24 protein-coding genes, 1 tRNA gene and 1 pseudogene are annotated in these 25951 nt (G+C 39.6%); 16 read left to right on the forward strand and 10 right to left on the reverse strand.

Features of this window, described 5'->3' with window-relative positions:
* A pseudogene (locus CYO90_RS06230) lies at positions 1-740 on the forward strand (Cj0814 family flagellar-dependent secreted protein); the annotation flags it as partial.
* On the opposite strand, the gene recO reads toward CYO90_RS06230, so the two are convergent.
* The 7 genes from recO to bamA all read right to left on the reverse strand — a co-directional run bounded on the left by recO (position 737) and on the right by bamA (position 7408).
* Positions 737-1351: a recombination protein RecO gene (gene recO, locus CYO90_RS06235; protein WP_103578875.1), complete on the reverse strand. Its 615-nt coding sequence runs from the start codon at positions 1349-1351 to the stop codon at positions 737-739. The pseudogene CYO90_RS06230 and the gene recO sit on opposite strands and share 4 nt — an antisense overlap.
* On the reverse strand, positions 1352-2275 hold the full coding sequence (locus CYO90_RS06240; protein ID WP_103578876.1) for a tRNA dihydrouridine synthase: 924 nt from the start codon (positions 2273-2275) through the stop codon (positions 1352-1354). It lies immediately after the preceding gene.
* A complete protein-coding gene (locus tag CYO90_RS06245; protein WP_103578877.1) occupies positions 2272-3270 on the reverse strand; it encodes a uroporphyrinogen III synthase HEM4 in 999 nt (332 codons plus the stop codon). Before CYO90_RS06245 ends, CYO90_RS06240 begins: the two co-directional genes overlap by 4 nt.
* 9 nt (positions 3271-3279) lie before the next feature.
* Entirely contained in the window at positions 3280-3636 is a 357-nt protein-coding gene (dksA, locus tag CYO90_RS06250) for an RNA polymerase-binding protein DksA (protein ID WP_009294329.1), read from the reverse strand.
* An 11-nt stretch (positions 3637-3647) separates the two neighbouring features.
* Positions 3648-4103 (reverse strand): 23S rRNA (pseudouridine(1915)-N(3))-methyltransferase RlmH, encoded by a 456-nt coding sequence (locus tag CYO90_RS06255; RefSeq protein ID WP_103578878.1) that lies wholly within the window; start codon positions 4101-4103, stop codon positions 3648-3650.
* A gap of 2 nt (positions 4104-4105) precedes the next feature.
* The gene (gene accD, locus CYO90_RS06260; RefSeq protein WP_103578892.1) at positions 4106-5023 is read right to left on the reverse strand and encodes an acetyl-CoA carboxylase, carboxyltransferase subunit beta; all 918 of its coding nucleotides are present in this window, start codon (positions 5021-5023) and stop codon (positions 4106-4108) included.
* A gap of 129 nt (positions 5024-5152) precedes the next feature.
* Positions 5153-7408 carry an outer membrane protein assembly factor BamA gene (gene bamA / locus CYO90_RS06265; RefSeq protein ID WP_103578879.1) on the reverse strand — a complete coding sequence of 752 codons (2256 nt, stop codon included), beginning with the start codon at positions 7406-7408 and terminating at the stop codon, positions 5153-5155.
* A gap of 89 nt (positions 7409-7497) precedes the next feature.
* On the opposite strand from bamA, the gene CYO90_RS06270 reads away from it, so the two are divergent.
* The 10 genes from CYO90_RS06270 (at position 7498) to ribD (ending at position 18495) form a co-directional block, all read left to right on the forward strand.
* Entirely contained in the window at positions 7498-8328 is an 831-nt protein-coding gene (locus CYO90_RS06270) for a prephenate dehydrogenase (protein WP_009294324.1), read from the forward strand.
* 61 nt (positions 8329-8389) lie between these two features.
* Entirely contained in the window at positions 8390-9760 is a 1371-nt protein-coding gene (locus CYO90_RS06275; RefSeq protein WP_103578880.1) for a M23 family metallopeptidase, read from the forward strand.
* Between the two features lie 59 nt (positions 9761-9819).
* Positions 9820-10704 carry a UDP-3-O-acyl-N-acetylglucosamine deacetylase gene (lpxC, locus tag CYO90_RS06280; protein WP_103576126.1) on the forward strand — a complete coding sequence of 295 codons (885 nt, stop codon included), beginning with the start codon at positions 9820-9822 and terminating at the stop codon, positions 10702-10704.
* Between the two features lie 80 nt (positions 10705-10784).
* Positions 10785-11147, forward strand: a complete 363-nt coding sequence (locus CYO90_RS06285; RefSeq protein ID WP_035144924.1) for a glycoprotease — start codon at positions 10785-10787, stop codon at positions 11145-11147.
* Between the two features lie 8 nt (positions 11148-11155).
* Positions 11156-12040 carry a homoserine kinase gene (gene thrB, locus CYO90_RS06290; protein ID WP_103578881.1) on the forward strand — a complete coding sequence of 295 codons (885 nt, stop codon included), beginning with the start codon at positions 11156-11158 and terminating at the stop codon, positions 12038-12040.
* 262 nt (positions 12041-12302) lie between these two features.
* Positions 12303-14960: a translation initiation factor IF-2 gene (infB, locus tag CYO90_RS06300; protein WP_103578883.1), complete on the forward strand. Its 2658-nt coding sequence runs from the start codon at positions 12303-12305 to the stop codon at positions 14958-14960.
* Positions 14957-15322: a 30S ribosome-binding factor RbfA gene (gene rbfA, locus CYO90_RS06305; RefSeq protein WP_004317240.1), complete on the forward strand. Its 366-nt coding sequence runs from the start codon at positions 14957-14959 to the stop codon at positions 15320-15322. Before infB ends, rbfA begins: the two co-directional genes overlap by 4 nt.
* The gene (gene rimP / locus CYO90_RS06310; RefSeq protein ID WP_103578884.1) at positions 15315-15731 is read left to right on the forward strand and encodes a ribosome maturation factor RimP; all 417 of its coding nucleotides are present in this window, start codon (positions 15315-15317) and stop codon (positions 15729-15731) included. The genes rbfA and rimP overlap by 8 nt, the downstream gene beginning before the upstream one ends.
* A gap of 1 nt (position 15732) precedes the next feature.
* Positions 15733-17382 (forward strand): formate--tetrahydrofolate ligase, encoded by a 1650-nt coding sequence (locus CYO90_RS06315; RefSeq protein WP_103578885.1) that lies wholly within the window; start codon positions 15733-15735, stop codon positions 17380-17382.
* A 51-nt stretch (positions 17383-17433) separates the two neighbouring features.
* Complete coding sequence (gene ribD, locus CYO90_RS06320) at positions 17434-18495, forward strand: bifunctional diaminohydroxyphosphoribosylaminopyrimidine deaminase/5-amino-6-(5-phosphoribosylamino)uracil reductase RibD (RefSeq protein ID WP_103578886.1); 1062 nt, start codon at positions 17434-17436, stop codon at positions 18493-18495.
* Here the strand turns inward: ribD and CYO90_RS06325 are convergent.
* The 3 genes from CYO90_RS06325 to CYO90_RS06335 form a co-directional block, all read right to left on the reverse strand.
* Positions 18492-19355, reverse strand: coding sequence for a VIT1/CCC1 transporter family protein (locus CYO90_RS06325; protein WP_021093109.1), 864 nt, complete (start codon positions 19353-19355; stop codon positions 18492-18494). The genes ribD and CYO90_RS06325 overlap by 4 nt on opposite strands.
* A 56-nt stretch (positions 19356-19411) precedes the next feature.
* Positions 19412-19496 (reverse strand) — tRNA-Leu (locus tag CYO90_RS06330).
* Between the two features lie 46 nt (positions 19497-19542).
* Complete coding sequence (locus CYO90_RS06335; protein ID WP_004317263.1) at positions 19543-19845, reverse strand: F0F1 ATP synthase subunit C; 303 nt, start codon at positions 19843-19845, stop codon at positions 19543-19545.
* A 206-nt stretch (positions 19846-20051) separates the two neighbouring features.
* On the opposite strand from CYO90_RS06335, the gene CYO90_RS06340 reads away from it, so the two are divergent.
* The 5 genes from CYO90_RS06340 to CYO90_RS06360 all read left to right on the forward strand — a co-directional run.
* Positions 20052-21398: a sodium-dependent transporter gene (locus tag CYO90_RS06340; RefSeq protein WP_103578887.1), complete on the forward strand. Its 1347-nt coding sequence runs from the start codon at positions 20052-20054 to the stop codon at positions 21396-21398.
* Positions 21398-22729 carry a sodium-dependent transporter gene (locus CYO90_RS06345; protein ID WP_103578888.1) on the forward strand — a complete coding sequence of 444 codons (1332 nt, stop codon included), beginning with the start codon at positions 21398-21400 and terminating at the stop codon, positions 22727-22729. Before CYO90_RS06340 ends, CYO90_RS06345 begins: the two co-directional genes overlap by 1 nt.
* Position 22730: 1 nt before the next feature.
* The gene (locus tag CYO90_RS06350; protein ID WP_103578889.1) at positions 22731-24083 is read left to right on the forward strand and encodes a sodium-dependent transporter; all 1353 of its coding nucleotides are present in this window, start codon (positions 22731-22733) and stop codon (positions 24081-24083) included.
* The gene (locus CYO90_RS06355) at positions 24076-24597 is read left to right on the forward strand and encodes a TRAP transporter small permease subunit (protein ID WP_103578890.1); all 522 of its coding nucleotides are present in this window, start codon (positions 24076-24078) and stop codon (positions 24595-24597) included. The genes CYO90_RS06350 and CYO90_RS06355 overlap by 8 nt, the downstream gene beginning before the upstream one ends.
* The coding region (locus CYO90_RS06360; protein WP_103578891.1) for a TRAP transporter large permease at positions 24585-25951 on the forward strand (1367 nt) is incomplete at its 3' end. The genes CYO90_RS06355 and CYO90_RS06360, both read left to right, overlap by 13 nt.

Consider the following 25951-nt stretch of genomic DNA (forward strand, 5'->3'; position numbering starts at 1 on the left):
CTATCAAGCAATACTATAAAATTTTTGATCAAATTTCAGCTGGAGTTATTAGTAAGGGTAAAGAGTTTTACTCAAATGAAGATCTAGCAAAGATGCCAAAAGGCTACTTTTCAAAAGATAAAAAAATGGATCATTTCGAATACCTAATGGGTAGGATGTCAAGTGATGAGATAGATGGGCTAACTGATAGGAGCAATGAGAAGGTAACTCATGTATTTAGAACAGCACAAGATGCAGATGATGCACGTAAGCTAATGAATGATCTAAAAGATATAAATATAAGGGTTAATGGAAATTTTCTTGACTTTTCTCCAGAAGTGATGACAACTGAGCATACTATCCCTTATATGTGGGTTAGTAGTGCTGGATATGACTTCAAGCCTGATATGTCTGTATATGATAATGAACAAGGCTATACTAAGGAGCAAATCTTTGTAGCATTTTTAAAAAACGAGCAAGGTCTTGTGTTGCAAGGTGGCACAACAAGGATAACCGACGAGGCTCTTAGTGTATATAGAGACACACTCATACTTACAAAACAAGATAGAAGCGAGATAGGCATACCAAAGGCTTATTATGATGAGATACTATCTGGCAAAAAAGATCTAAAAGATATACTAGCTAGGATTTTAAAGCTTAGAAATTTAGAGCTTAAAAAAGATCACACGCTCGAGGGGCTAGCAAGTAAGATAATGGATGTTTTAAAAGAATTTGATGAGAGGACGAAAGTAAAAGCCTAAAGCCCATCAAGAAAAATCTTATAAAGGCGGTTTATCTCATCGTCGTTTAGCTCGATCGTGCTTTTTGTGTCAAAGAAATTTTTGATCTTACTAGCGTCAAATTCGCTCCTATCAAGGCAGTGCTTGTGAGATGGCAAAAAGCCACGAGTTAAGCAAAGCTCACTCTCTATCTCCTCGTCGCAGATAAAGCACTCAAGCTCGCTGTGAAGTCTGCCCTCAAACTCTAAAATTTTGACGTAGCTTTCGATGATGAGGCGCTTTGGATTTTGCAGCTGCATCTGTTTGGCACAGCGATCAAGCTCGTTAAAGTAAATTTCATCGAGCTGCTCGACCTCTTTTAGATGATCATAAAGTAGGCGCATAAACTGCTGCCAAATGATGAGCTTGTCACGCTCTAGCAGCCATTTAAAGCCAAGATGAAGTATGCTCCTAAGCTTTGGTAGAAATTTCGCCTCTTGCTCTAGCTCAAAGTCGATCTTGTAACCAGTCATGATGTTTGAGTGCCGTGCGCCAAAAAATCTATACGACTTTACGAGCAAATTTGGCGTTAGCACAAAGACTAAAAGGTCCTCGTCTCTGACCTTTTGCACGCGCAGGATGTAGCCTTGCATCTAGGCAAAAAACTCCCTTATGCGCTCTCTCATCGCTGTCACGTCTTTGATGAAATTTACATCGTTTCTAAAGGTTGTTGCGCCGTCTATGCCTTTGCTGTATTGGTGCAGATGCTTTCTAAATATACAAAGTCCGTGCTCGCCGTAGTGCTCGATCATCGCGTCAAAGTGAGCTAGTATGATCTTTTGTTTTAGCGTCTTATCCACGCTATTTTTGGTCTTTATCTCGTGAAATATCCAAGGGTTGCCGATGCTTGCTCTGCCGATCATAAGGGCGTCACATTTTGTGAAATTTAAAATTTCATCTGCATTTTGTGCGTTTATATCGCCATTTGCAACGACTGGGATTTTTACGCTCGCCTTTACTCTAGCGATCGCTTCGTAATCAACCTTTGCGCTGTATCCACCAGCTCTGGTGCGCCCATGCACTGCGATGTAGTCTGCGCCGGCTTCTTCGCAGGCTTTTGCGATTTTCTCTTCATTTTTGTCGTTAAAGCCAAGTCTAAATTTAACGCTTAGGCTCTTCTTGTTTGAGACGCTTTTTATGGCTGAGATGATGCTTTGAAGTTTGTCAAGATCATTTAGTAAAGCCGATCCCGCACCTTGTCTAACGACCTTTGGCACGGGGCAGCCGCAGTTTAGATCGAGCCCATAAATCCCATCAAATTTATTGATTATCTGCACGGCTTTTTTTATATTTTCTATGTCGCTGCCAGCTATCTGGACGACGTAGGGCTCTTCGTTTGGGGATTTTTTAAGCATTTCAAGAGTTTTGTCACTGCTCTCATAAACCAGGGCATTTGCACTGATCATCTCGCTAACAGTGACGTCGCAGCCAAATTTCTTGACGACACTTCGTAACGGCAGGTCAGAAAAGCCAGCAAGTGGCGCTAAGAAAAGTGGCTTTTTACTAAAGTCTATCATTTAAAAAATAGCGAGCTAGGCACCATTTTGCCGTTATCTCGTAAAAATAGTAAAACCTTTATCTCTTTAAATTCATCTGGGTCACTACCCTCGATAGCCTCTCTTACTTTATCAAGCATCTGAAGCTCAAATAACGCATATACGTAAGCCTCATCAGCGTCAGCATGGATGCTTTTTAACTTTTCAAAAATGCCGATAAACGCATCTGGTTTTAGCTTATTTTTAAGCATTATGGCTGCTTTGTCGTATTGTGCTTTTGTCACTTTTGCGTTGTTTAGAAGACCAAAAATTTCATCGCTGTTTAGGTCGATCTCATCATTTACGAAACGCGTGATAATGGTCATTATATCTTCGCTTGCTAGCTCTGGATCAATTTTTTTAATCTCACTAAATGAAGCTGTTTTTATGAGTTTGTTAAAGGCTGCCTTTTTAAGGCTCTCGTTTTGCTCTTGGTTTTTAAGCACATCAAGATAGTAAGTAGGTAGCTGCTCGATCTTGTTTAGCTCATTTAGGATGTTTAGCTTGCTATCTTTTGCTAGTCTAAATTTCTTTAGATCGACGATCTCTTTATTTTTTATGCTTTTTATGGTTTGTAAGATGTTATTTATCTCGCCGTCATCAACGCCAACGTCTTTAAGCTCGCCTACTGGTGAGATAGAGCGAGTGAGCTGTGAGGCGATCTTGTAAGTGTCGGTTTTAAAGTCTTTGTTGCTCTCAAAGCCAAGAAGCGTCTCTTTTGCAAGGTCTTTGTAGAGCTGACTATCTTTTTTTATCCATTTTTTATATCTATAAAAGGCGTATCCGTGATATGCTATGTGAAGTAGGGCAAGGAGCGCCAAAAGAGCTACTGGAAGTGCCACCCAGACAGCTACTGGCAAGGTTATGGCTTGACCTAAGAGCTCAAAGGTGAAGTCTGAACTATTAAGAGAATAGGTAAGTCCTGCAACAACTGCTGTGTAGATGATGCAGTAGACGAGAAATTTTCTGGTTTTCATATTTTCTCCTTAGTTTTTTGCTGTTTTTTCTATTATCTCACGACAAGCTATGCAGTATTTTGCATGCGGTTTTACTTTTAAGCGAGGGATGCCGATCTCCTCCTCGCACATATCGCAAATTCCATAAGTCTTGTTTGCTATCTTTTCAAGCGCCTCGTCGATCTCGTGAAGTTCGGCTCTTTGCTGGGTTGAGATAGACTGCTCTATAAGCTGGTCGGTATTTACTGAGGCGATGTCAAATTCATCGCTTACGCCACTATCTCTTAAACCGCTTACTTCAACTGATGAGTCATAAATATTTTTTTTGATTTGTAATTTTCGCTCTTCAAGTAGCTTTTTGAAAAAATTTAGCTCGTTTTGAGTCATTTTATATTCCTTTATTTGTGATATGGGTGGTTTGCATTTATGCAAAGCCCTCTAAAAATTTGCTCAAAAAGTACGAGCTTGGCGACTTTGTGCGCCATAGTCATCTTGCTTAAGCTTACGACTTTTTGTGCCTTGTTTTTTAAATTTTGGCTAAGCCCATAAGCTCCACCTATGAAAAAATTGATCTGTGAATTTGAGTTTAAAATTTGAGCAAATTCTTGGCTGTCAAGCTGTGAGCCATTTTCATCAAGCATCACGCAAAAGCCTTTTAAATTTGGCTCGTAAATTTCATCATAAGCCCTTAGCGCATCGCTTCTACTGCTGCTTTGAGCCTTTGCTATCTTTTCATTAAACATTATTTTGTCGTTTATCTTGGCAAATTTTGCACTCATTTTTATATATTCTTGTATCTCGTTTTCAAAGTTGTCACGCGATGATTTTTGAATGCTAAAAACCGAAATTTCCAAACTTACCCTTTGGTTTTTAGCTTTAGCTCAAAGCCAGCTTCGCTAGAAGTTGTCACTTCGCTTTTAGAGATCATAGCTTTGTTATTTGTAAGAAATTTAACCATATCGCTTATATATTTTTTGTGTTCGCTTCTTGGCACGATGTCATCTATGAGGCCATGCTCAAGCAAAAATTCAGCCCTTTGAAAGCCCTCCGGAAGATCAGCGCCTATGGTTTGTTTGATGACCCTTTGTCCTGCAAAGCCTATTAGCGCGCCAGGTTCAGCGATTATTAGATCTCCAAGCCATGCAAATGATGCGCTAACGCCACCCATCGTAGGATCTGTAAGGATAGAAATGTATGGTAGCCTTGCTTCATCAAGAAGTTTTAGGGCTGCTGAAGTCTTTGACATCTGCATCAAAGAAAATGTGCTCTCTTGCATTCTAGCGCCACCAGATGCGCTTACGATGATTAAGGCTTGGTGTTTTTCGATCGCGCGTTTTATCGCTCTTACGATCTTTTCGCCCTCAACTGAAGCTAGTGAGCCGCCCATGAAGCCAAAGTCAAAAACAACTAGCTGGATCTCTTGTCCGTTGCATTTGCCTTCGCCACATATCACTGAGCTTGTGCGTCCTGTTTTTTCTTTATTTTCTGTGATTCTTTTTTTATATGATTTTTTATCGACAAAATTTAAAGGATCTACTGGTTTTAAATTTGCGTCAAATTCTACAAAGCTATCTTCATCGCAGATCAAATTTATGCGATCATCAGCTTTTAATCTCATGTGGTAGCCGCATTTTGGGCATACATTAAAACAAGCTTCAACTTCTTTGTAATACATCAGTGAGTGACAGTTGTCGCATTTTACCCAGTGTGTAGGTGCTTCTTCTGGACGAGGTTGAGCTTTTCTTATCTTTGAAAAAATGTCTGAGAAATTCATCTTTTTACCCACTTATATTAAAAATTGTGGGATTATATCTAATGTTAGCCTTGCTTTTTCTTATATGACTTAAAGTTTGTTTGTTTGTGGGGGATTTAAGGGGCAAACTAGCCCCTTAAAAGTATCTTATTAGAAGCGTCTTCCGATAGTAAATTCAAATGTATTTGTATCATCGCCCTCTTTAGGTTTAAGAGCTTTTGCGAAGATTAGTTGAAGTGGTCCGATAGGTGTTATCCACTCGATACCTGTACCAACTGATGATCTTTTTATCTCATTTAGACTATTTTCGCCGATCATACCATAGTCGTAAAATACAACACCACGCATTTTGACACGCTCTATTATAGGGAAGCTCATCTCAACTGAGTTGTTAAATGATGTTTCGCCGCCGTATTCATAGTAGTCGCCTTTGTATTTTACTTTTGGAGATACGGTTCTGCTCTCGTAGCCACGTAAGCTTCTTATACCACCAAGGTAAAGCCTTTCGTTGATCGGAGTATAGCCTCTCTCCCAAATTTTGCCAAAACTTGCTTTATATCTTAGGATAAGATCGTAGTCTATGTACTCTCTAAGACCTAGATAGTAGTTGAAATTTGTGCGGTTTTTAACAAAATCCATATCACCACCAAGTCCTGCTATCTCAAATGATGTACTAGCTATGATACCGCGTCTTGGCAAGTAATAATCATCAGTGCTGTTATATGTCAAAGCTGGTGTAATAGCGCTTTTTATAGCCTTGCCTTCTCTATAAATTTCTTTTCCTGTGTCTTTATTTATATTTCTTAGTTCGTCATCTTTTAGAGTAACTTTACTTTGCTCGATATTATAAGTAAGTGATGCGCTTAAATTTCTAGTTAATTTTCTACCAAGCGTTGTGCTAAAGCCATAGCTTCTCTCTTTATATGTTCTCCAGTCATAGTCGTTTGCATAGAGTGTTCCGCCAAGGCTATACTCTGAGTCAAAAATTCTTGGATTTGTAAGACTTATCTGACCTGAAAGCTCTCTATCACTCTTATCTACACTTACTTGTCCTTGAAGACCAGAGCCAAAGATGTTTGTGTCAGAAAGTGCAGCGTTAAGTAGCAAGCCATCGCTACTTCCGTATCCGATACCGCCACTTATCGAGCCAGTTGAAGCCTCTTTTACTTTTACTTTTAGATCGACTGTATTTTTATCAACAGGATCCTCTTCTATCTCGACATCATCAAAGTAGCTTGTTCTTTTTAATGCATCTTTTGAGTCTTGAAGGTCGGTTCTACTATATAAATTTCCCTCAGTTAGATATAGCTCACGTCTTACGACACGATCAACTGTTCTATCATTGCCTGAAATTTGAACATTTCTTATATATACTTTTTCGCCCGGATCAACTTCGTAGTCGATATCAACTGTTTTATTTTCATCAAATTTATCAGTCTTTGGATAGACTTTGACAAATGCATAACCCTTGTCAGCTACCATATCGTCAAGCTTTTTCATATCTTGGCGAAGTCTTGCTGAGTTCATCGTATCGCCAGCTTCTAGCCTAAAGTCATCTATGATCTTTTTAGTATCAAGTCCTAGCTCTTCAGGTGCTGTGATGCTTACATTTGAAACCTTATAATGCTCGCCCTCGTGGATGTAGTATGTAAGGTCAGCTGTGTAGTTATCAAATGACGCATTTAGGTAAGGTGACGAAACAGTCGCGTCTAAATAGCCTTTCTGAAAATACTTATCTTGAATTCTTGCTGGGTCATTTTCAAGCTCAAAAAGTTTAACTTTACCGTCGTTTCTGCCCCAAAGCCAGCCCATAAATTCTCTACTTTTGTTTGCAACAACTGGCTCGATATCATCATAGTCAAACTCTTTTGCGCCGACTAAATTTACCTTTTTGATTATCATATTTTCGCCGCGGTTTATATTTAGAGTGATGAAAAGTGAGCTATCGTTGTCAGCAACTGGCTGTTTTTCTACGTCGACAACCGTGTCAAAATAGCCTTTTGACTCGTAGTACTGGCGAATTCTCTCTTTCGTTTTTTCGATAGTTAGCTCATCATACATATTGCCAGGTTTTATGTTGATTAGCGACTCGATCGCAGTTTTGTCATTTGTCGCAACGCCCTTTAGATCGACTCTAGCTACGCTTGGCTTCTCTTTTACTTTTACTAAAAGATTGCCATTGCCTGTATCTTCTATGTAGATATCATCAAAATAATTTTGCTTGTATAAATTTGTGATAGCCTTGTCGCTAAGCTTTGGCGTTAGCTCTTGACCGACTTTTAGCCCCATTATCTGCGTGGCTACATCAGGCGAAAGGTGGATTAGACCTTTGAAATTTATTGACTGAATTGTTTGTGCATTTAGACCGCTTAAAGCTAGTGCTAGTAAAAATAATTTCTTTTTCATTAAATTTAACCTAGAGTTTTAGTATAAGTGCGTATAATATCATATTTTATTTTTAAAAAATTTAAATTTTATAATTTTAAAGGTTTTTTATGAAAATAGGTATCATCGGACTTGGTCTTATGGGTGGCTCGCTTGGTCTTGCACTAAAAGATGAAAAATTAATCTCATGTGTCAGCGGATACGATAAAGATGAAAATCACAGCAAAAAAGCGCTCGAACTTGGCTTGGTGCATGAAATTTTAAGCATCGATGAGATGAAAAAGAAGTGCGACATCATCTTTTTGGCTGTGCCAGTTGAGGCCATCGTGAGCATCGTGCAAAATTTAACTGATATTAGCGAAGATACTACGATCATTGATTTTGGTTCGACAAAGCAAAAGATAATAGAAGCCGTGCCAGAAAAAATTCGTAAAAATTTCATCCCAGCTCACCCGATGGCAGGTACCGAGTACTCTGGTCCCGAGGCTGCATTTAAGTCACTTTACACAGGCGCTACTGTCATAGTTTGTGACTTTGCTGAGAGTGCAGAAAAACATGTAAAAAGAAGCGTTGAGCTATTTTCTTGCCTTGGTATGAAGATCATTTTCATGAGTGCAAAAGAGCATGATCATCACGTGGGTCTCATCTCGCATCTGCCTCACGCTATTGCATTTTCGCTTGCTAGCGGGATATTAAAAGAAGAGGATAAAAGGCACATCGTTGCACTTGGCGGACCGACATTTAAGGGTATGATACGTGTCGCAAAGAGTTCGCCATTTATGTGGAGTGATATCTTTAAGCAAAATAAAAATAACGTCGTTGCCGCGATAAATATGTTTGAAAAAGAGCTAAATTTATGCAAAGATCTCATAAAAGATGAGCGCTGGGACGAGCTTTTTGACTGGATGAGCGAAGCTAGAGCTGTAAGAGAAATTTTGTAATTAACTAAAAATTTATTGATTAAATGTAAAATTTCGCAAATAAAATTTAAGGTAATAATATATGTATAGACGTGGAATAGGCGGTTTTGGTATTGTTGTAGTTTTACTTGTTTTGATATTAGCTGGTGGCTTTGGCTATGCTTTGATGTCGAAAGACTTTGAACGAAACGAGCCAATTATCGGCGTTGCTGATAAGGTTTATTGGAACCTTCGCTCGCCTATGAATATCAAATTTAAAGATGACAGCGGTATAAAATTTGTGCGCATTAGCATAAATGATGGCAAAAATGACCTAAATTTACTAAATCAAATCATACAAAATCCAAGCACTGAGCTTGATGTAAATTTAACCTTCCCAAAGACTGGCTTTTTTGCCCAAAAAGATACTTATGAGATGAGCATAGAAGCGGTTGATACTAGCAAATGGGGCTTTTTTACAGGCAATAAAGCAAGCAAAAAAGTTGAAGTCGTACTTGATACCTCTAAGCCTGATCTTTACGTGCTTTCTCAGTCTTACTCTATCTCAAAAGGCGGTAGCGCAGTTGTCGTCTTTAGAGCGACTGACAATCAACTAAAAGAGGTCTATGTCCAGACAAATTTTGGTAAGAAATTTAAGGCTGTGCCATTTTACAAAGAGGGCTTTTACGCAGCACTTGTTGCTTGGCCAGTGCAGGTTGAAAACTTTAGCGCTGAGGTCATCGCAAGAGACTTTGCAGGCAATGAGAGCAAATCTCACGTGAGATATTTTTATGAAAATGTAAAATACAAAACTTCGACCATTGCTTTAAATGATAGATTTTTAGACGGAAAAATTGTTGATCTAACAGATCAATACGCCAAAGATCCAAACGCTCTTTCAAGGCTTGAGAAGATGAAATTTGTCAATGAAACACTAAGAAATTCAAACGAAGAGAAGATAACAGCACTTACTTCAAACGTCGATACTGATATCACAAATAGCTTTAATATCATCCCATTTTACCCGCTTAGAAATGGCAAAAAAGTAGCTGATTTTGCCGACCACCGCTTCTATACATATAATAACGAGCAAGTAAGTGAGTCATGGCACATGGGTATTGACTTTGCGAGCGTGGCATCAGCTCCTATAATAGCCAGCAACGCAGGTCGTGTTGTGCTAGCTTCTGAGAATGGAATTTATGGTTTAAACATTGTGATCGATCATGGGTTTGGACTTTATTCGCTCTATGGTCACTGCTCAAGTGCGAAGGTAAAAGAGGGCGACATGGTTGCTGCTGGCGATCAAATAGGCACAACTGGAACGAGCGGTCTTGCGCTTGGAGATCACCTTCACTTTGGAATTTTGGTCCAAGGCGAAGAGGTAAGGCCTCAACAATGGATGGATAAAAAGTGGATAAAAGACAATGTGACAAGTGTCTTAGATGCCGCAAAGGCGATGATAGATAAGAATTAAATTTGCAAATTTGATTTTTTAGTGCTATCATAAGCGAACAAAAAATATAAGGAAAATTTTTGAAACAAACTACTATCGCAAGACGCGTTGAGACCGTTGGTATAGGGCTTCATAAGGGTGAGCCGATAAGACTTATACTAGAACCTCTTGATGCAAATTCAGGTATTATTTTGCACCGCGAAGATCTTGGTATTAGTTTTAAAGCTGAGCCTAAAAACGTTATAAATACGCAAATGGCAACCGTCGTTGGCAATGAAAAAGGCTTTATCAGCACGATAGAGCACCTAATGGCAGCTGTAAATGGATACGGCATTGATAATATTAGAATTTCAGTTGATGCAAATGAAATTCCTGTCATGGACGGCAGTGCGATAAGCTTTTGTATGTTGCTTGATGAAGCTGGTATAAGACATCTTGACGCTGGTAAAAAAGTCATCCTTGTTCGCCGCGAGGTCGAGGTGATTGAGGGGTCAAAATTTGTGCGAACTTCGCCTTCAAGAAATCCAAAATTTGACTATACGATTAAATTTGACCATCCAGTTATCGGCGAGCAAAGGTATGTTTTTGAATTTAGCAAGAGCTCATTTGTAAAAAATATCGCTCGTGCTAGAACTTTTGGCTTTTTAAAAGACTTGCAACGCCTTCAAGCTCAAAATTTAGCCCTTGGTGCATCGCTTGATAATGCCGTGGCTATCGATGATACGCATATTTTAAACCCAGAGGGTTTGAGATTTGAAAATGAGTTTGTAAGACATAAAATTTTAGATGCAGTTGGCGATTTGAGCTTGCTTGGAGCGCCTTTACTAGGTGACTATACAGCATTTGCGGGCAGCCACGATCTAAATCACAAACTAACACTTGCTTTAATGGCAGATGAGAAAAATTATGAGATCGCAACGCTTAGTGGCGAGCTTTTAAAAGAGTATCAAAAGGTATTTGCATAAAAAATATTGAAATTTTAGTAGTCTCTTTATCGACTCCGCTTTTAGTTGGAGTCTATAAAGATGGCGTAAAATTTGATGAGATCACAACTGATGAGCATGTCAGCGAAGCTCTGATAAAAATCCTAGAAAATTTATCCTCTAAATTTAACATTACAAAGATCATCTACGCAAACACACCAGGTAGCTTCATGGGGCTAAAGGTGGCCTACGTCATCTTAAAGACTTTTTCTTTGGCAAAGGGCTGTGAATTTTACGCAGTAAGTGGCTTTAGTCTAAATGGCGGCCAAGCTATCAGGGCAAATAAAAATTTAAGCTTTGTCTTGAAAAATGGTGAAATTTTACTTGAAAAAGTTGAGCCTGTGAGATTTGTGTTGCCTTTAAATTTAGATGAATTAAAACTAAATTCAGATACACTTCCAAATTATATCATCCAAGCTGTTTAGGAGAAATTTTGAATATCTTAATCCCTGCTACAAGTGCAAATTTAGGACCTGGTTTTGACGCTTTAGGACTTAGTTTAAAGCTTTTTAATAGCGTAAAGATCGAACCATCTAAATTTAGCTCAGTCTCTATAAATGGCGAGGGTAGTGATAGCACAAATTTAAAAAGAAACAATATTTTTCTAAGCATTTTTAATGAAATTTTTTTAGAGCTAACTGGCAAAAATGAAAACTTTAGAATAGTTTTTGAAAACAATATCCCGTTTTCAAGAGGGCTTGGTAGCAGCTCTGCAGTGATCGTAGGAGCCATAGCTTCAGCTTATGAGATGGCTGGGTTTAAGGCTAGTAAAAGTGTTGTTTTAAATAAAGCTATCATCTATGAAACCCATCCAGATAATATCTCGCCAGCAGTTCACGGCGGATTTATTAGCGCGGTTGTAAAAAACGGCAATGTTTATGCGAATAAAATAAATTTAAGCGATGATATAAAAGCAGTCGTCGTCATCCCAAATAAGCCGATGAGCACCGCATCATCAAGGCAAATTTTGCCAAAAAATTACACCATGAAAGAGTGCGTAAATAACCTCTCTCACGCTGCATTTTTGACATCTTGTTTTTATGAAAAAAGATATGATTTTTTAAGGGTAGCAAGTGAAGATATGATGCACGAAGAGCGTAGAATGAGCGCTTTAAAAGAGCTTTTTGAGGTGCGAAAGGTAGCTTATGAAAATGGAGCGCTAATGAGCACACTTTCAGGCTCAGGCTCAAGCTTTTTAAACATCGCTTATAAAGATGATGCTAAAAATTTACAAGATGTTTTAAAGAGTAAATTTAGTGATTTTAGAGTGGAAATTTTTTCATTTGATAACGATGGATACGAAATTACGCAAAGCTAAAAACAAGTTTAAAAAGGTATAATGAATAAAAATAATCCAGTAAGGACATGCGTCGCTTGCAAAGTTAAAATTTCTCAAAACTTGCTAAAAAGATACCGCTTGGTAGGCAAGAATTTGGAGTGCGGCAAAGGAAACGGCCGCAGTTTCTATCTATGTGATGGCTGTTTGCAGAAAGACGACAAAATTTTAAAAAAAATAATTGATAAACAAACTAAAGGTGCCCTCGGACTTGACGCACCGAAGTTAAAGGAGATACTCTTAAATGAGCAATGTTAGGATTTCAGAGATCGCAAATGAGCTTGGCTACCCAAGTAAAGAGATAGTAGAAAAAGCTCAAGAACTAGGCCTAAAGGTCAAAACTCACTCAAATGCTGTGAGCCTTGAAGAGGCTGAAGCAATATATGAATACGTTCAAACTGGCGTAATACCAGATAAATTTAAAAAGAAAAAGAGCGAGCCAAAGGCAAAAAAAGAGCCTAAAAAAGAGGCAGAAAAAGAGCCAGCAAAAAAAGAAGAAAAACCTAAAACTGAGCCTAAAAAGGCAGCTACTAAGGCTGAGCCAAAGCCTGAAAAGGCAAAAGCAGAGCCTAAAAAAGAGGTTCAAATTTCAGAGGAAAAACCTAAAGCTGAGCCTAAAAAAGAAGAGCCTGCAAAGGTCGAGCAAAAGCCAGCTGAAGCGCCAAAACCAAAAGAGAGCTTGGCTGATGTAACTCAAAAAAGACGCGGCCTTGTGATAGTTAAAAAGAAAAAAGATTACGAGGCGCCAGCTCCTGTAAAAGAGGAGAAAAAGCCTGAGGCGGCTGTTACTAACATTAGCGATTTTAAGAGCATGTTCTCTACTAGCGATGAAAATTTGGCTAGAAAAAAGAAAAAAGAGAAAAAAGTAACAGTTGTAAGCAAAAAAGACAGCGCTGAGAAGATGGACTTGCTTGGCGGAAGCGACTTTGGTGACATCGTGCTTGAAGATGAAGATGTGGTGGTGCTACCTGATTTTAGCTTTAAAACCCCAGCTCCAGCTCCGATGCAAAGGACAAAACAGCCAAGTGCGATGAAGACAACCGTCAATAACACGATAAATTCGTTTGGCGAGGGTGGCATACAAAGAAGAGCTAGAAAAAAACACAAAAAGCCTGAAAATAAACAAAATAGCGAAGCTGTAACTTCGATAAATATCCCAAAAGAAATTCGTGTTTATGAATTTGCCGAGAAACTAAATAAGCAGCCAAGCGAGGTCATAGGTAAGCTATTTATGCTTGGCATGATGACAACTAAAAACGACTTTTTGGATGAAGATGCGATAGAAATTTTGGCTGATGAGTTTAATGTCGAGGTAAATATCATCGACGATCAAAAAGAATTTGACTACGTAGCAGCCTATGAAGAAGAGATAAAAGATGATGAAAATCTCCAGCCAAGAGCACCAGTTATAACCATCATGGGTCACGTAGACCACGGTAAAACCTCGCTACTTGACTACATAAGAAAGTCTCGCGTAGCAGCAGGCGAGGCTGGCGGTATCACTCAGCACGTGGGCGCTTATATGGTAAATAAAAATGGCAGAAACATCACATTTATCGATACTCCAGGCCACGAGGCATTTACAGCTATGCGTGCAAGGGGTGCTGGCGTAACTGATATAGTTATCATCGTTGTTGCAGCAGATGACGGCGTAAAACCACAGACAAAAGAGGCAGTTAGCCACGCAAAAGCCGCTGGTGTGCCAATAATCATTGCGATAAACAAAATGGATAAAGAGTCAGCAAATCCAGATCTAGTAAAAACTGGTCTTGCTGAGCTTGACATCATGCCAACAGAGTGGGGTGGCAAATATGAATTTGTGCCGATCTCTGCAAAAACAGGTATGGGTATAGATGATCTACTTGAGATCGTACTTTTACAAGCTGATCTTTTGGAGCTAAAGGCAAATCCAAAGGCAAACGCAAAAGCTACTGTCATCGAGAGCTCACTTCAAAAAGGCCGTGGTCCAGTAGCTACCATCATCGTTGAAAACGGCACGCTTCATGTCGGAGATACAGTCGTAGCTGGCGTTGCATACGGTAAGATAAGAAGCTTGCTTGATGATCAGGGTAGGCCACTAAAAGAGATAAAACCAGGCGAATGTGGCGTGATAGTAGGCCTTAGCGAGATAGCAGAGGCTGGCGAGACGCTAATAGGCGTAAAAACCGATAAAGAAGCTCGTGAGTACGCACAGAAAAAGGCTGAATATATCCGCCAAAAAGAGCTTAGCAAGAGCACAAAGGTTAGTATCGATGAGCTTAGCGCTAAGATCGCTGAGGGCGAGCTAAAGACACTTCCAGTCATCATCAAAGCTGACGTTGGCGGCTCACTTGAGGCGCTAAAAGCAAGCCTAGAAAAACTAGCAAATGACGAGATCAGAGTAAATGTGATCCACTCAGGAGTTGGCGGCATCACGCAAAGCGACGTTGCACTTGCAAGCGCAAGTAACGACTGTATCATCCTTGGCTTTAACATAAGGCCAACTGGCGAGATAAAAGAGAAGGCAAAAGAGAGCGGCGTCGAGATAAAAACTTACAATGTTATTTATAATCTAATCGACGACGTGAAGGCGATTTTAGGCGGACTAATGTCACCTATCATCAGAGAAGAGCAGCTTGGCCAAGCACAGGTTCGCCAAGTGATCCATGTGCCAAAAGTTGGCACTATCGCTGGATGTATCGTCACTGAGGGCACGATAAACAGAGGGGCAAAAATTCGCCTTATTAGAGAAGGTGTGGTCGTTTATGAGGGCTTAGTTAGCTCATTAAAACGTTTCAAAGATGACGTCAAAGAGGTTGCTAAAGGCTATGAGTGTGGCGTTGGTATCGAGAATTTCAACGACATTAGAGAAAATGACTACATCGAAAGCTTCAAAGAAGTCAAGGAGAAAGCTACTCTATGAACGCTAACGAAATAAAGCGTATGAGAACAGAGAGTGTGCTAAAAGAGCTCATACCAGAGGCTCTAGCCACTCTTGAAGATAGCATTTTAAAGGGGCTTTGCGTCACTGACGTCGAGTGCAAAAAGGGCAGATACGATGCATTTGTTTATCTTGACAAGATGATGTTTGATGAGCGCGAGCAAGAGTATATTTTGGGGCATTTAAAGCGCGTTTGCAGGCATTTGCAAAACCACTGTATGGCGGCTGAGGGCTGGTATAGATGTCCAAATTTTCACTTTAAATTTGATGATAGATTAGAGTATCAAAACCATATGGATAAGTTGTTTGATAAAATTTCAAAGGATTTAAACAAAAATGGATAATTTAGACAAACTAGTACGCGAATGCGGCGTTGAGCTTTACGATAGCGAGATCGCAAATGAAAATGGCAGGGCTATTTTTAGAGTTTACATCACAAAAAATGGCGGAGTGAGCCTTGATGATTGCGAAAAAGTGAGCCGTCTGCTCTCGCCTATCTTTGACGTGACTCCGCCAGTTAGCGGGGATTATAACCTTGAGGTTAGCTCGCCTGGCCTTGAGAGAAAGCTTAGCAAGCCATCTCATTTTAAATCAAGCATCGGTGAGCTAGTTAAAGTTCAAACAGAGGCTGAGAAATTTGCAGGAAGGCTTGTAAAAGCAGACGAAGAGAGCATCGCGGTAGAAAACGAAGAGGGAATTTTTGAGATCAACATCAGTGAGATAAAAAAAGCAAAAACATATTTGGAGTGGTAAAATGCTAAGCGACATCGAGATAACTCACCAAACGAAACTTGAACACATCAGTAAAGTTGCCGCAAGACTAGGCTTAAACGAAGACGAGCTTGAGCTTTATGGCAAATTTAAGGCCAAAATTTCCCCTAGACTTGAGCCATCAAACTCAAAACTCATCTTAGTCACCGCGACTAATCCAACCCCATACGGCGAGGGCAAAACGACTATGTCGATCGGTCTAGCCGACGCACTAAATTCACTTAACAAAAAGGTCTGTCTAGCACTTCGCGAGCCATCTTTGGGACCAGTTTTTGGCATAAAGGGTGGAGCAGCAGGTGGTGGCTACTCACAGCTTGCGCCTATGGAGGATCTAAATTTACACTTTACTGGCGATTTTCACGCGATAACATCGGCAAATAACCTAATTTCAGCGATGATAGATAATAGCCTCTATCAAGAAAACCCACTAAAAATCGAGAAAATTTTATGGAAGCGCTGTATGGATATGAACGACCGCGCGCTTAGATTTATCACTGTGGGTCAGGGTGGCAGAACGGACGGCGTGCCAAGAGAAGATGGCTTTAATATTACTGCCGCAAGCGAGATCATGGCTGTACTTTGTCTAGCCACAAGCCTTTCTGATCTAAAAGAGCGCATGGCAAACATCATGGTCGCTTACGATAGCGATAAAAAGCCTATCTACGTGCGTGATCTAGGCTGCGAAGACGCTGTTTGCATACTTTTAAAAGATGCGATCAAGCCAAATTTATTTCAAACACTAGAGCACACACCTACGCTCGTGCATGGCGGCCCATTTGCAAACATCGCACACGGCTGCAACTCAGTCATCGCAACAAAAACGGCTCTAAATTTAGCTGACTACGTCATCACTGAAGCTGGCTTTGGCTCAGAGCTTGGCGCGGAGAAATTTTTAGATATAAAGTGCAGGGTTGCTGAGATTAGACCAAGCGCTGTAGTGCTTGTAAGTACTATCAGATCGCTAAAATATAACGGCGAAGCAAACAAAGATGAGATCACAAAACCAGATATGAATGCCCTTAAAAAAGGCATCGAAAACCTTGGCGGACACATCGAAAATTTAAAAGGTAAATTTGGTCAAAACGTGGTTGTGGCGCTTAATAAATTTGGCTTTGACACCGATGAAGAGATAAATTTCGTAAAAGAGTATTGTCATGAGCTTGGCGTAGAAGTGGCAGTTTGCGAGAATTTCTTAAAAGGTGGCAAAGGTGCGCTTGAGCTTGCCGAGCTAGTTTTAAAAGCGTGCGATAAGCCAAGCAAGATAAATTTCACATACGAGATGAGTGACGATACGAAAACTAAAATAGAAAAGGTCGCTAAGGAAATTTATGGAGCTGGCGAGGTGGTCTTTGAAGAGGCCGCTCTTAAAAAGCTTGAGATGATAAAAGAGCTAAATTTGAGCCATTTGCCAGTTTGTATCGCAAAAACTCAGTACTCATTTAGTGACGATGCGAAGCTTTTGGGCAGAGCAAAGGGCTTTACATTTAGCGTAAAAGACCTTGACATTAGAACGGGAGCTGGCTTTATCGTCGCGGTTTGCGGTAAGATCATGCTAATGCCAGGACTTCCAAAAGTGCCAGCTGCGGTCAATATGAAGATAGACGCAGAGGGCAAGATTGACGGATTGTCGTAAATTTATGAAAACACACTGGCAGAGGCTGGTGTGTTTTTTAAAGAGGCATGGATGAACGACGAATTTTACATGGGCCTTGCTTTAAGCGAGGCTTGGAAATTTCAGATCCTGACCTATCCAAATCCAGCTGTTGGATGCCTTGTCCTTGATGAAAATGGGCAAATTTTATCTTGCAAGGCTCATGAAAAGGCTGGATATTTACACGCTGAACCGACAGCGATACTCTTTGCGCTTTGCAAAAAAAGTGAAAAATTTAAAGATGATTTTATAAAAGCATATAGTGCTAAATTTAGCTCCGATATAAAAGAGGGCGAATTTGACCTTTTAGAGCCAAAATTTACCTATGAATTTATACTAAACAACCACTCAAATTTATTAAAAAATGCAAAAGCCTATGTCACTCTTGAGCCTTGCTCGCATCACGGTAAAACGCCACCTTGTGCAAATTTGCTAAAAGAGCTTGGCTTTAGCGAGGTCATAATTGGCAGCCACGATGAAAATAAAATAGCAAGTGGCGGTGCTAATTTACTTCAAGGTGCTGGAGTGAAAGTTAAATTTGGCATTTTAAAAGAGCGCTGTGATAAGCTACTTGAGCCATTTTTGGCATATCAAAATGGTGGATTTAGCTTTTTAAAAATCGCCATTAGTAAAAACGGCGTGGCAAGTGGGGGCATCATCACAAATGAGCTTAGCCGAACTCATGTGCATAAACTAAGAAGTGTCATAGATACATTAGTGATCGGTGGTAACACAGTGCGGACAGACCGACCAAGGCTCGATACTAGACTTATAAAAAATGGCAAAAACCCAGATGTCATAATCTACTCAAGAAGCGATAAATTTGATGAAACATTGCCACTTTTTAGCGTACCAAATCGCAAAGTTGGCATTCAAAAAGAGCTTGATCTAAAAGGACTTTGTATGTTTGAAGGAGCTGGCGAGTTTTTAAAACTTGCAAAAGAGGGCAAGCTAGCAAATGTAAAGTGGCTACTTATCTATCAAAGCTCAAATTTCAAAACTGGTGAAAATTTGAGCCTTGATCTAAATTTAAAACCACTTTTTAGTGGGAATTTTGGGGATGATAGTTACACTTGGTATGAAATTTTGGATTAAATATCTAGTCCAAAATAGTGTTTGACTAAAAAGCCGATGCCAAAAGATATGATCGCAACGCCAAAAGTTATCACGCACATCTCAATCACTCTTGGTAAAAATTTAAGCTCCTTTGCCACGCTTATATAAAAGTTGTAAGTGATGATGGCAACTAACGCAAAGAAAAACATCGACAAGACGGCGTAAAGACCGCTTGTAAAGATGAAAAATGGAAGTATCAAAAATGCCGTTGTTATGATGTACGAACCGCCTGTGTAGAGCGAGTAGGTAAGCGGTTTGATCTCATCACTTGGATTTTCTTTTGACTCGAGATATGCTGAGCCAGCCATAGAGAGTGCAGCTGCCACGCCCATGATAAGGCCTGTTGCGCCAACTGATTTTGTATTTGAAAATGCAAGCGCGATACCGCTAAGTGTGCCTGTTAGCTCAACTAAAGCATCATTCATGCCAAGCACGATGCCACCAGCATTTACGAGCTTTGTGTCTTTTAGCATGGAGATTAGACTATTTTCGTGGTTCATCTCCTCTTCGTAAATATCACGAGCTTCAGGATATTCATCTACTATGTCAAGATAAAATTTCTCCGCATTTTCTTCGCGTGACTCCATAAATTTTAGGGTAAAAGATGTGCCAAAAATTTTAACAAGTATCGTATAGAAGATGACTTTGAATAAATTTGCGCTTCTGCTTTCGCCAGTTATCTTTTGACAAAAAGCATAGTGGCGCCTCTCTTCGGTGATTAATTTTCGAAGTATTTTTTTGTTCTCTTCGACTTTTTCGCTAGCTTCAAGAAGAGAGTATATAGCAGCATCATCTGCTTCATTTTGTAATTGTTTTAGGGCACGTTTTTTATCTAACATAAAATTTTCCTTTTTTATAGCTTAGAAATTTAAGATTTTGATAAAGAGAGATAAGATGGTGCGATCAGCGAGACTCGAACTCGCACACCTAGCGGCACTACCCCCTCAAGATAGCGTGTCTACCAATTCCACCATGATCGCAAAAAGAACAAAAGCCCCAAAGAGGGGCTAAATTTAAGCTTTACGCTTAGCCAAGCATTGGGTTTGCGTAAAGAACGATAAGTGTAATAACAAGTGCGTAGATAACTTGTGCTTCGATCATCGCAAGAGCGATAAACATTGTAGTCATAAGTTTGCTACCTACACCTGGGTTTCTAGCTGTTCCGCTGATAGTTGCAGCAGCTGTGTTACCCATACCTATAGCACCGCCAAGAGCTGCAAGGCCAAGGCCGATACCGCCAGCGATAACTGAATATGATCTAATCATCTCACCGTCAGCGCCAAATGCGAATGCAGCAAGACCAAGAATTAAAAACACGATCTTTTTCATCGTTGCTCCTTTAAAATTTTAAAGCTCTTTCGGATCTGTCCCCTACTTAAACTTTATGAGCCGTAATATTACAAAAACAAAACTTTGTTTCAAATAAAAACACTAAAAATTTAAATTGCCTATAAAAAATTCTTGGCTTAGAAAAATGAAAGTTTTTTTATGCTATCTTTGAAAGAATTTAATTTATTCTTAATCTTAGGTTTTCAATGATAAACGAGAAATTTTCAAAGATAGGCTTTGTCCTTGCTATGGCTGGTTCTGCTGTGGGTCTTGGCAATGCCTGGAAATTTCCTACGATGGTGGGAAATAACGGCGGTTCGGCATTTATAATTTTATATTTGCTTCTTACATTTGCTATCGCATTTGTGGCGTTTTTAGCGGAGCTCAGCATCGGCAAACTTGGCGAAAGCGACATCGTAAGTTCTCTTTATAAGCTCGCTCCAAAAAATAAAAAAGCTTGGTCGCTCTCTGGCTTTTTCATGATCGGAGCGATACTTATAGCTTCATTTTATATGGTTGTTATTGGCTGGATTTTAAAGTATATCTATCTTAGTTTTTTGCCACTTTTATCTGACACAAAAGCTGCAGGGGAGCAGTTTAACACGCTTTTATCAAATGATCTAAGCAGTGCCGTGCTTTGCTTTAGCATAGTCTTTTTGATGGTCTTTTTTGCCGTTTCAAAAGGCGTAAAAAGTGGCATAGAAAAACTAAATATATGGATGATGCCAAGCCTTTTTGTCTTGCTGGTTTGTATGCTTTTTTACGCGCTTAGCATGGGTGATGGCTTTGTGAAGGCGGCTAAATTTTTATTTGTACCAAATTTTAGTGCGATCACGCCAGATGTTGTCTTGCAGGCTCTTGGCCTTGCATTTTTCTCGCTATCTATGGGCGTTGGCGTCATACCAACATACGCTGCAAATTTACCAGAGCGCACAAATTTAACAAAATCAACGCTTTCTATCATCTTTATAAACATCTTAATAGGTATCATGATGGGGCTTGTCGTATTTACCTTTATATTTGCTTATGGGGCTGATAGCACGGCAAGTGGTCCGGGCCTTATATTTATCTCGCTTGTCACGCTTTTTGCAAAGCTTGGCGTCGTTGGCAACGTCATGGCGGTAGCATTTTTCGTATCGTTATTGTTTGCTGGCATTACGAGCGCGGTTTCGATGATCGAGCCTTTTGCTTATTATTTGGTTAGGAAATTTGAAATTTCAAGAAAGATGGCGCTTCTTTACATCGGCGCCTTTGTCTATATCTTGGGCATCTTTTGCATACTTTCATATTATTCAGACACATCAAGTGCTTTTAGCGTTTGCGGTAAGCCATTTTTTGACGCGCTTGACTTTCTCACATCAAATATCATGATGCCAATAGGCGCTATCGTATTTAGCTTTTTTGTTGGCTATAAACTTAAAAAAGAGAGTTTGTATCTACTCTTTGGCGATTTTATGGGAAGAGCATTTTTTGAAATTTGGTACTTTTTCTTAAGATATGTCGTGCCAGTTGCCATTTGTGCGATAATGATCTACCAGATGGCAGGTAAATAATGGCAGAGAGATTTAGTAAAATTGGCTTTGTCTTATCGATAATTGGAGCGGCTATCGGGCTTGGTAATGCATGGAAATTTCCATACATGGTTGGTGAAAACGGCGGCTCGGCATTTATCCTTATATATCTATTTTTTGCCTTTGCTGTTGGTCTTAGCATATTTTTTGCTGAGATGGCGATGGGTAAAATTTCACGCCTTGATACGGTTGGAGCGTTTAAAAGCCTAGCTACAAAAGGGGCAAATTCTTGGAAATTTGCCGGTGTTATCATGGTGACTGGACTATTTATCGCCTCTTTTTACACACTCATCATTGGCTGGGTTTTAAAATACGTCATTTTAAGCTTTGGCGAGCTGCCTAAAGATATGGCAAGCTCAGAGACGCTTTTTGTAAATTTCACTTCAAATGGCATAGGTGAGCAAATTTTATACTTTAGTATCGCGTTTTTTGCCTACTTTTTCATCCTTACAAAGGGCGTAAAGAGCGGCATCGAGCGCATAAATGTCTATCTTATACCAGCTCTTTTTATCTTGCTTTTGCTTATGCTTGGCTACTCTTTTGGCATGGAGGGCTTTGATAAAGCGGCTAAATTTCTACTAGTGCCTGACTTTTCAAAGATAGATCAAGCAGCCGTTTTAAACGCTCTTGGACTTGCTTTTTTTACGATGTGCGTTGGCATTGGCTGCATACTTACCTACTCATCAAGTCTAAGTGATGATACAAATTTATTTACCTCTTCACTCTATGTCGTCTTTGCGAACATCATAATAAGCGTCATCATCGGCCTTATCGTCTTTACATTTACATTTGAGTTTGGCTCAGAGCCATCAAAAGGCGCAGGGCTTGCTTTCATCTCGCTACCAACGCTATTTGCAAAGCTTGGTTTGCTTGGAAATTTCTTGGCATTTACATTTTTTATATCACTATTTTTTGCTGGCATCACCTCGGTTATCTCGATGGTTGAGCCATTTATATTTTTTTTAAGCAAAAGCCTAAAATTTAGTAGAAATAAATCGATCCTAATAGTTGCTTGCGTGGTTTATGTTTTAGGAATTTTATGTGCATTAAGTGGCACAAGCGAATTTAAAGATGCGCTTACATTTTTTGGTAAAAGCTTTTTTGACCTGCTTGATTATCTCAGCTCAAACATCATGCTCCCACTTGGTGGTATCTTGTTTGCTATCTTTGTTGGCTACTTTATGAAATTTGAGCTTTTAAAAGAGCTATTTGTGCCTTATATGGGCAAAGTTGTATTTAAAATTTGGTATTTTTTAATTAGATTTGTGGCTCCACTTTTAGTTCTGGTGGTGTTAATAAGGGAGATCTCATAATATGGCAAAAGAACAATTTTCTAAAATAGGCTATGTCCTAGCAGTCGCTGGATCGGCTGTTGGACTTGGCAATGCATGGAAATTTCCATACATGGTTGGTGAAAACGGCGGTTCGGCGTTTATTATCCTATATCTTTTGATAACTTTTCTAGTCGGCGTGCCTATCTTTATGGCAGAGCTTAGTATCGGCAAGCTTAGCGAGAGTGACAGCGTCAATGCTTTTAGAAAGCTAGCAGCTAAAAATAAAAATTTATGGCAGCTGGTTGGAATTTTAGCCATGGTCACAGCAGCTATCATCTCATCATACTACATCGTGATAATCGGCTGGGTCTTTAAGTATTTTGTCCTATCTTTTTCTGGCTTGCCAAGTGATATAGATAGCTCAAAAGTGATATTTAATGATCTTTTGACGCATGGTCTTGGCGAGCAGACGCTATATTTTGTTATAGCATTTGCAGCTTGCTTTTACATCCTTTCAAAAGGCGTAAAAAGCGGCATAGAGAAGCTAAATGTTTGGATGATGCCAAGCCTATTTATCATGGTTTTGATCATGCTTTTTTACTCTATGACGATGGGTGGCTTTGTAAAATCGGCTGAATTTTTGCTGATCCCTGACTTTAGTAAAATTTCATTTAACTCACTCTTGCTAGCTCTTGGACTTGCATTTTGGACGCTATCTCTTGGCATGGCAGCGATCATTACCTATTCAGCCAGCTTAAGCGATGATACAAATTTAGCCACTTCAACGCTAAGCATCGTCTTTATAAACATAGCACTTGCTATTATGATAGGTCTTGTTATTTTTACTTTTATATTTGAATTTGGAGCTACTCCGTCTCAAGGACCAGGACTTGTCTTTATCTCGCTACCAACGCTATTTGCTAAGCTTGGTGTGATAGGTCAAATTTTAGCTGTGGCGTTTTTTGTTGCACTTATCTTTGCTGGTATCACTTCAGCGATCTCTATCGTTGAGCCATTTGCATTTTTCTTGATCAGAGAGTATGGCATGAGTAGAAGAAAGGCTCTTAGCATAGTTGGAGCTGGGATTTTCATAGTGGGATTTTTATGCCTTTTATCAAATATAGAAAATGTTGGCGATAAATTTATGCTATTTGGTAAAAATTTCTTTGATTTTCTTGATTTTACCGCTTCAAATATTTTGCTACCAATTAGCGGCATCGGCGGGGCGATATTTGTAGGATATTTTATGAAAAAAAATGCTTTGTATGTGCTATTTAGCCCATATATGAGCGATTTTGTATTTAATGCATGGTATTTTTTACTAAGATATGTAGCACCAGTTTGCGTGCTCATTATCATGATAAATGAACTATTAAAGGTTTTTAATGGATAAGATTGAGAGATTTTTTGACAAAGCTGGCGATATAGTCGGCTATATTTGTATGTTTATTATGGCTTTGATGATAATAGACGTATTTTTTAACGTTGTGGCAAGATACTTTTTCTCTTACGGCAACGTTGCATTTCAGGAGCTTGAGTGGCACTTTTTTGCTGTGATATTTCTACTTGGCATGAGCTATGCCCTAAAAGAGGACGCACACGTCAGAGTTGATATCTTTTATGCTAAATTTTCGCCAAAAAACAAAGCCCTTGTAAATATGCTTGGCACTGTATTTTTTGTCATACCATTTGCGCTTTTGGTTTCAAATTTATCATTTGGATTTGTAGGAGATGCTTATAGCTCAGCAGAAGCTAGCGCAGATCCAGGCGGTCTTACTCACAGATGGATCATAAAAGCGATGATCCCTGTTTCATTTTACATACTTGTATTTTTTGCGATCGGCTTTTTTATAAAAAATTTAAATCGCTACAAGAAAGCTAGTAAGGAGAAAATATGGCGGGATTAATAATGTTTATAGCCGCGCTATTGATGCTTGGCATTGGCTTTCCAGTGGCATTTACCTTTGGTGCGGTTGCGATGATATTTGGCATGGTTGGTAGCGTTGTAGAGAGCCTTAGCGACGGCGATGGGCTACTTGGCAGTATAGAAGTATTTAAAGATATGTTTAACTTCATGCCTTATAGGATTTTCTCTATCATGGAGAGTAGAATTTTCATAGCAGTTCCACTCTTTGTCTTTATGGGCGTCGTGCTTCAAAAGTCAAAGCTAGCTGAGAGACTGCTTGAGAGCATGGGTATGCTCTTTGGAGAAATCAGAGGCGGTATCGCTATTAGCACCATTTTGGTTGGTGCGCTTCTTGCAGCATCAACTGGCGTCGTAGGAGCTAGCGTCGTTGCTATGGGCGTTATAAGCTTACCTGTAATGCTAAAGTATAAATACGATCAATCCCTTGGTTGTGGCACGATATGCGCTGCTGGTACGCTTGGCCAGATCATCCCTCCTTCTATCGTGCTTATCATCTTGGGCGATATCTTTTCAGTGCCAGTTGGCGAGCTTTTTCACCAAGCTGTTGTGCCAGGACTTACGCTAGTTGCCGTTTATATAGTTTATATTTTGATAGTTGCTTATCTTAAACCAGAAGTCGCTCCTATCGTAAAAGATGAGAGTGGCGTTAGTAAATTTAAGCAGATCATTAGAGCGCTAACTGCGATCTTTCCACCGCTTTTGCTAGTTATTTGTGTGCTTGGCTCTATCTTTGCAGGTATCGCTACGCCGACTGAAAGTTCAGCATTTGGCTGCGTGGGCGCTATCATTCTCGCTATGTTTTATAGGACATTTTCATTTTCTATGATGAAAGAGGCTTTGGCTGAGAGCGTGAAAACTACAGCTCTAGTCTTTGCCATACTTGTTGGTGCGACTGCCTTTTCTATGGTCTTTAGCTACACTGGAGGCGATGAGATAGTTGAAAATTTCATGACAAATTTACCAGGCGAGAAGTGGGGCTTTATTATCTTTAGTATGGCTGTTATCTTTGTGCTTGGCTTTTTTATCGATTTTGTTGAAATTTCATATATCGTGCTTCCTATCTTGGTACCAATCGCCGCAAAACTTGGCATAAACCCAGTCTATCTAGCGATCTTGGTTGCTATGAATTTACAAACTTCATTCTTGACGCCGCCATTTGGGTTTAGTCTATTTTTCTTAAGATCAGTCGCACCTGCTGAGATAAAAACAGCTGCTATTTATAAAGGCGTGGTGCCTTACATCATCATCCAAGTGGCAGTTTTAGTCTTTTTCTGCGTATTTTTAATGGAGATAAAGCCGATGCTAGATGCGAGCCACAGCGGATTATTTAACTT

It is taken from the genome of Campylobacter concisus (genome assembly GCF_002913745.1).
GTDB lineage: Bacteria > Campylobacterota > Campylobacteria > Campylobacterales > Campylobacteraceae > Campylobacter_A > Campylobacter_A concisus_R.

Coding starts and splice junctions, on each gene's coding strand:
- CYO90_RS06275 (WP_103578880.1), top strand. CDS start 8,390: ATGTATAGACGTGGAATAGGCGGTTTTGGTATTGTTGTAGTTTTACTT.
- accD (WP_103578892.1), bottom strand. CDS start 5,023: ATGAATTTCTCAGACATTTTTTCAAAGATAAGAAAAGCTCAACCTCGT.
- CYO90_RS06315 (WP_103578885.1), top strand. CDS start 15,733: ATGCTAAGCGACATCGAGATAACTCACCAAACGAAACTTGAACACATC.
- CYO90_RS06355 (WP_103578890.1), top strand. CDS start 24,076: ATGGATAAGATTGAGAGATTTTTTGACAAAGCTGGCGATATAGTCGGC.
- CYO90_RS06240 (WP_103578876.1), bottom strand. CDS start 2,275: ATGATAGACTTTAGTAAAAAGCCACTTTTCTTAGCGCCACTTGCTGGC.
- rimP (WP_103578884.1), top strand. CDS start 15,315: ATGGATAATTTAGACAAACTAGTACGCGAATGCGGCGTTGAGCTTTAC.
- recO (WP_103578875.1), bottom strand. CDS start 1,351: ATGCAAGGCTACATCCTGCGCGTGCAAAAGGTCAGAGACGAGGACCTT.
- CYO90_RS06270 (WP_009294324.1), top strand. CDS start 7,498: ATGAAAATAGGTATCATCGGACTTGGTCTTATGGGTGGCTCGCTTGGT.
- CYO90_RS06335 (WP_004317263.1), bottom strand. CDS start 19,845: ATGAAAAAGATCGTGTTTTTAATTCTTGGTCTTGCTGCATTCGCATTT.
- dksA (WP_009294329.1), bottom strand. CDS start 3,636: ATGACTCAAAACGAGCTAAATTTTTTCAAAAAGCTACTTGAAGAGCGA.
- ribD (WP_103578886.1), top strand. CDS start 17,434: ATGAACGACGAATTTTACATGGGCCTTGCTTTAAGCGAGGCTTGGAAA.
- CYO90_RS06325 (WP_021093109.1), bottom strand. CDS start 19,355: ATGTTAGATAAAAAACGTGCCCTAAAACAATTACAAAATGAAGCAGAT.
- bamA (WP_103578879.1), bottom strand. CDS start 7,408: ATGAAAAAGAAATTATTTTTACTAGCACTAGCTTTAAGCGGTCTAAAT.
- rbfA (WP_004317240.1), top strand. CDS start 14,957: ATGAACGCTAACGAAATAAAGCGTATGAGAACAGAGAGTGTGCTAAAA.
- CYO90_RS06245 (WP_103578877.1), bottom strand. CDS start 3,270: ATGAAAACCAGAAAATTTCTCGTCTACTGCATCATCTACACAGCAGTT.
- infB (WP_103578883.1), top strand. CDS start 12,303: ATGAGCAATGTTAGGATTTCAGAGATCGCAAATGAGCTTGGCTACCCA.
- CYO90_RS06340 (WP_103578887.1), top strand. CDS start 20,052: ATGATAAACGAGAAATTTTCAAAGATAGGCTTTGTCCTTGCTATGGCT.
- CYO90_RS06345 (WP_103578888.1), top strand. CDS start 21,398: ATGGCAGAGAGATTTAGTAAAATTGGCTTTGTCTTATCGATAATTGGA.
- CYO90_RS06350 (WP_103578889.1), top strand. CDS start 22,731: ATGGCAAAAGAACAATTTTCTAAAATAGGCTATGTCCTAGCAGTCGCT.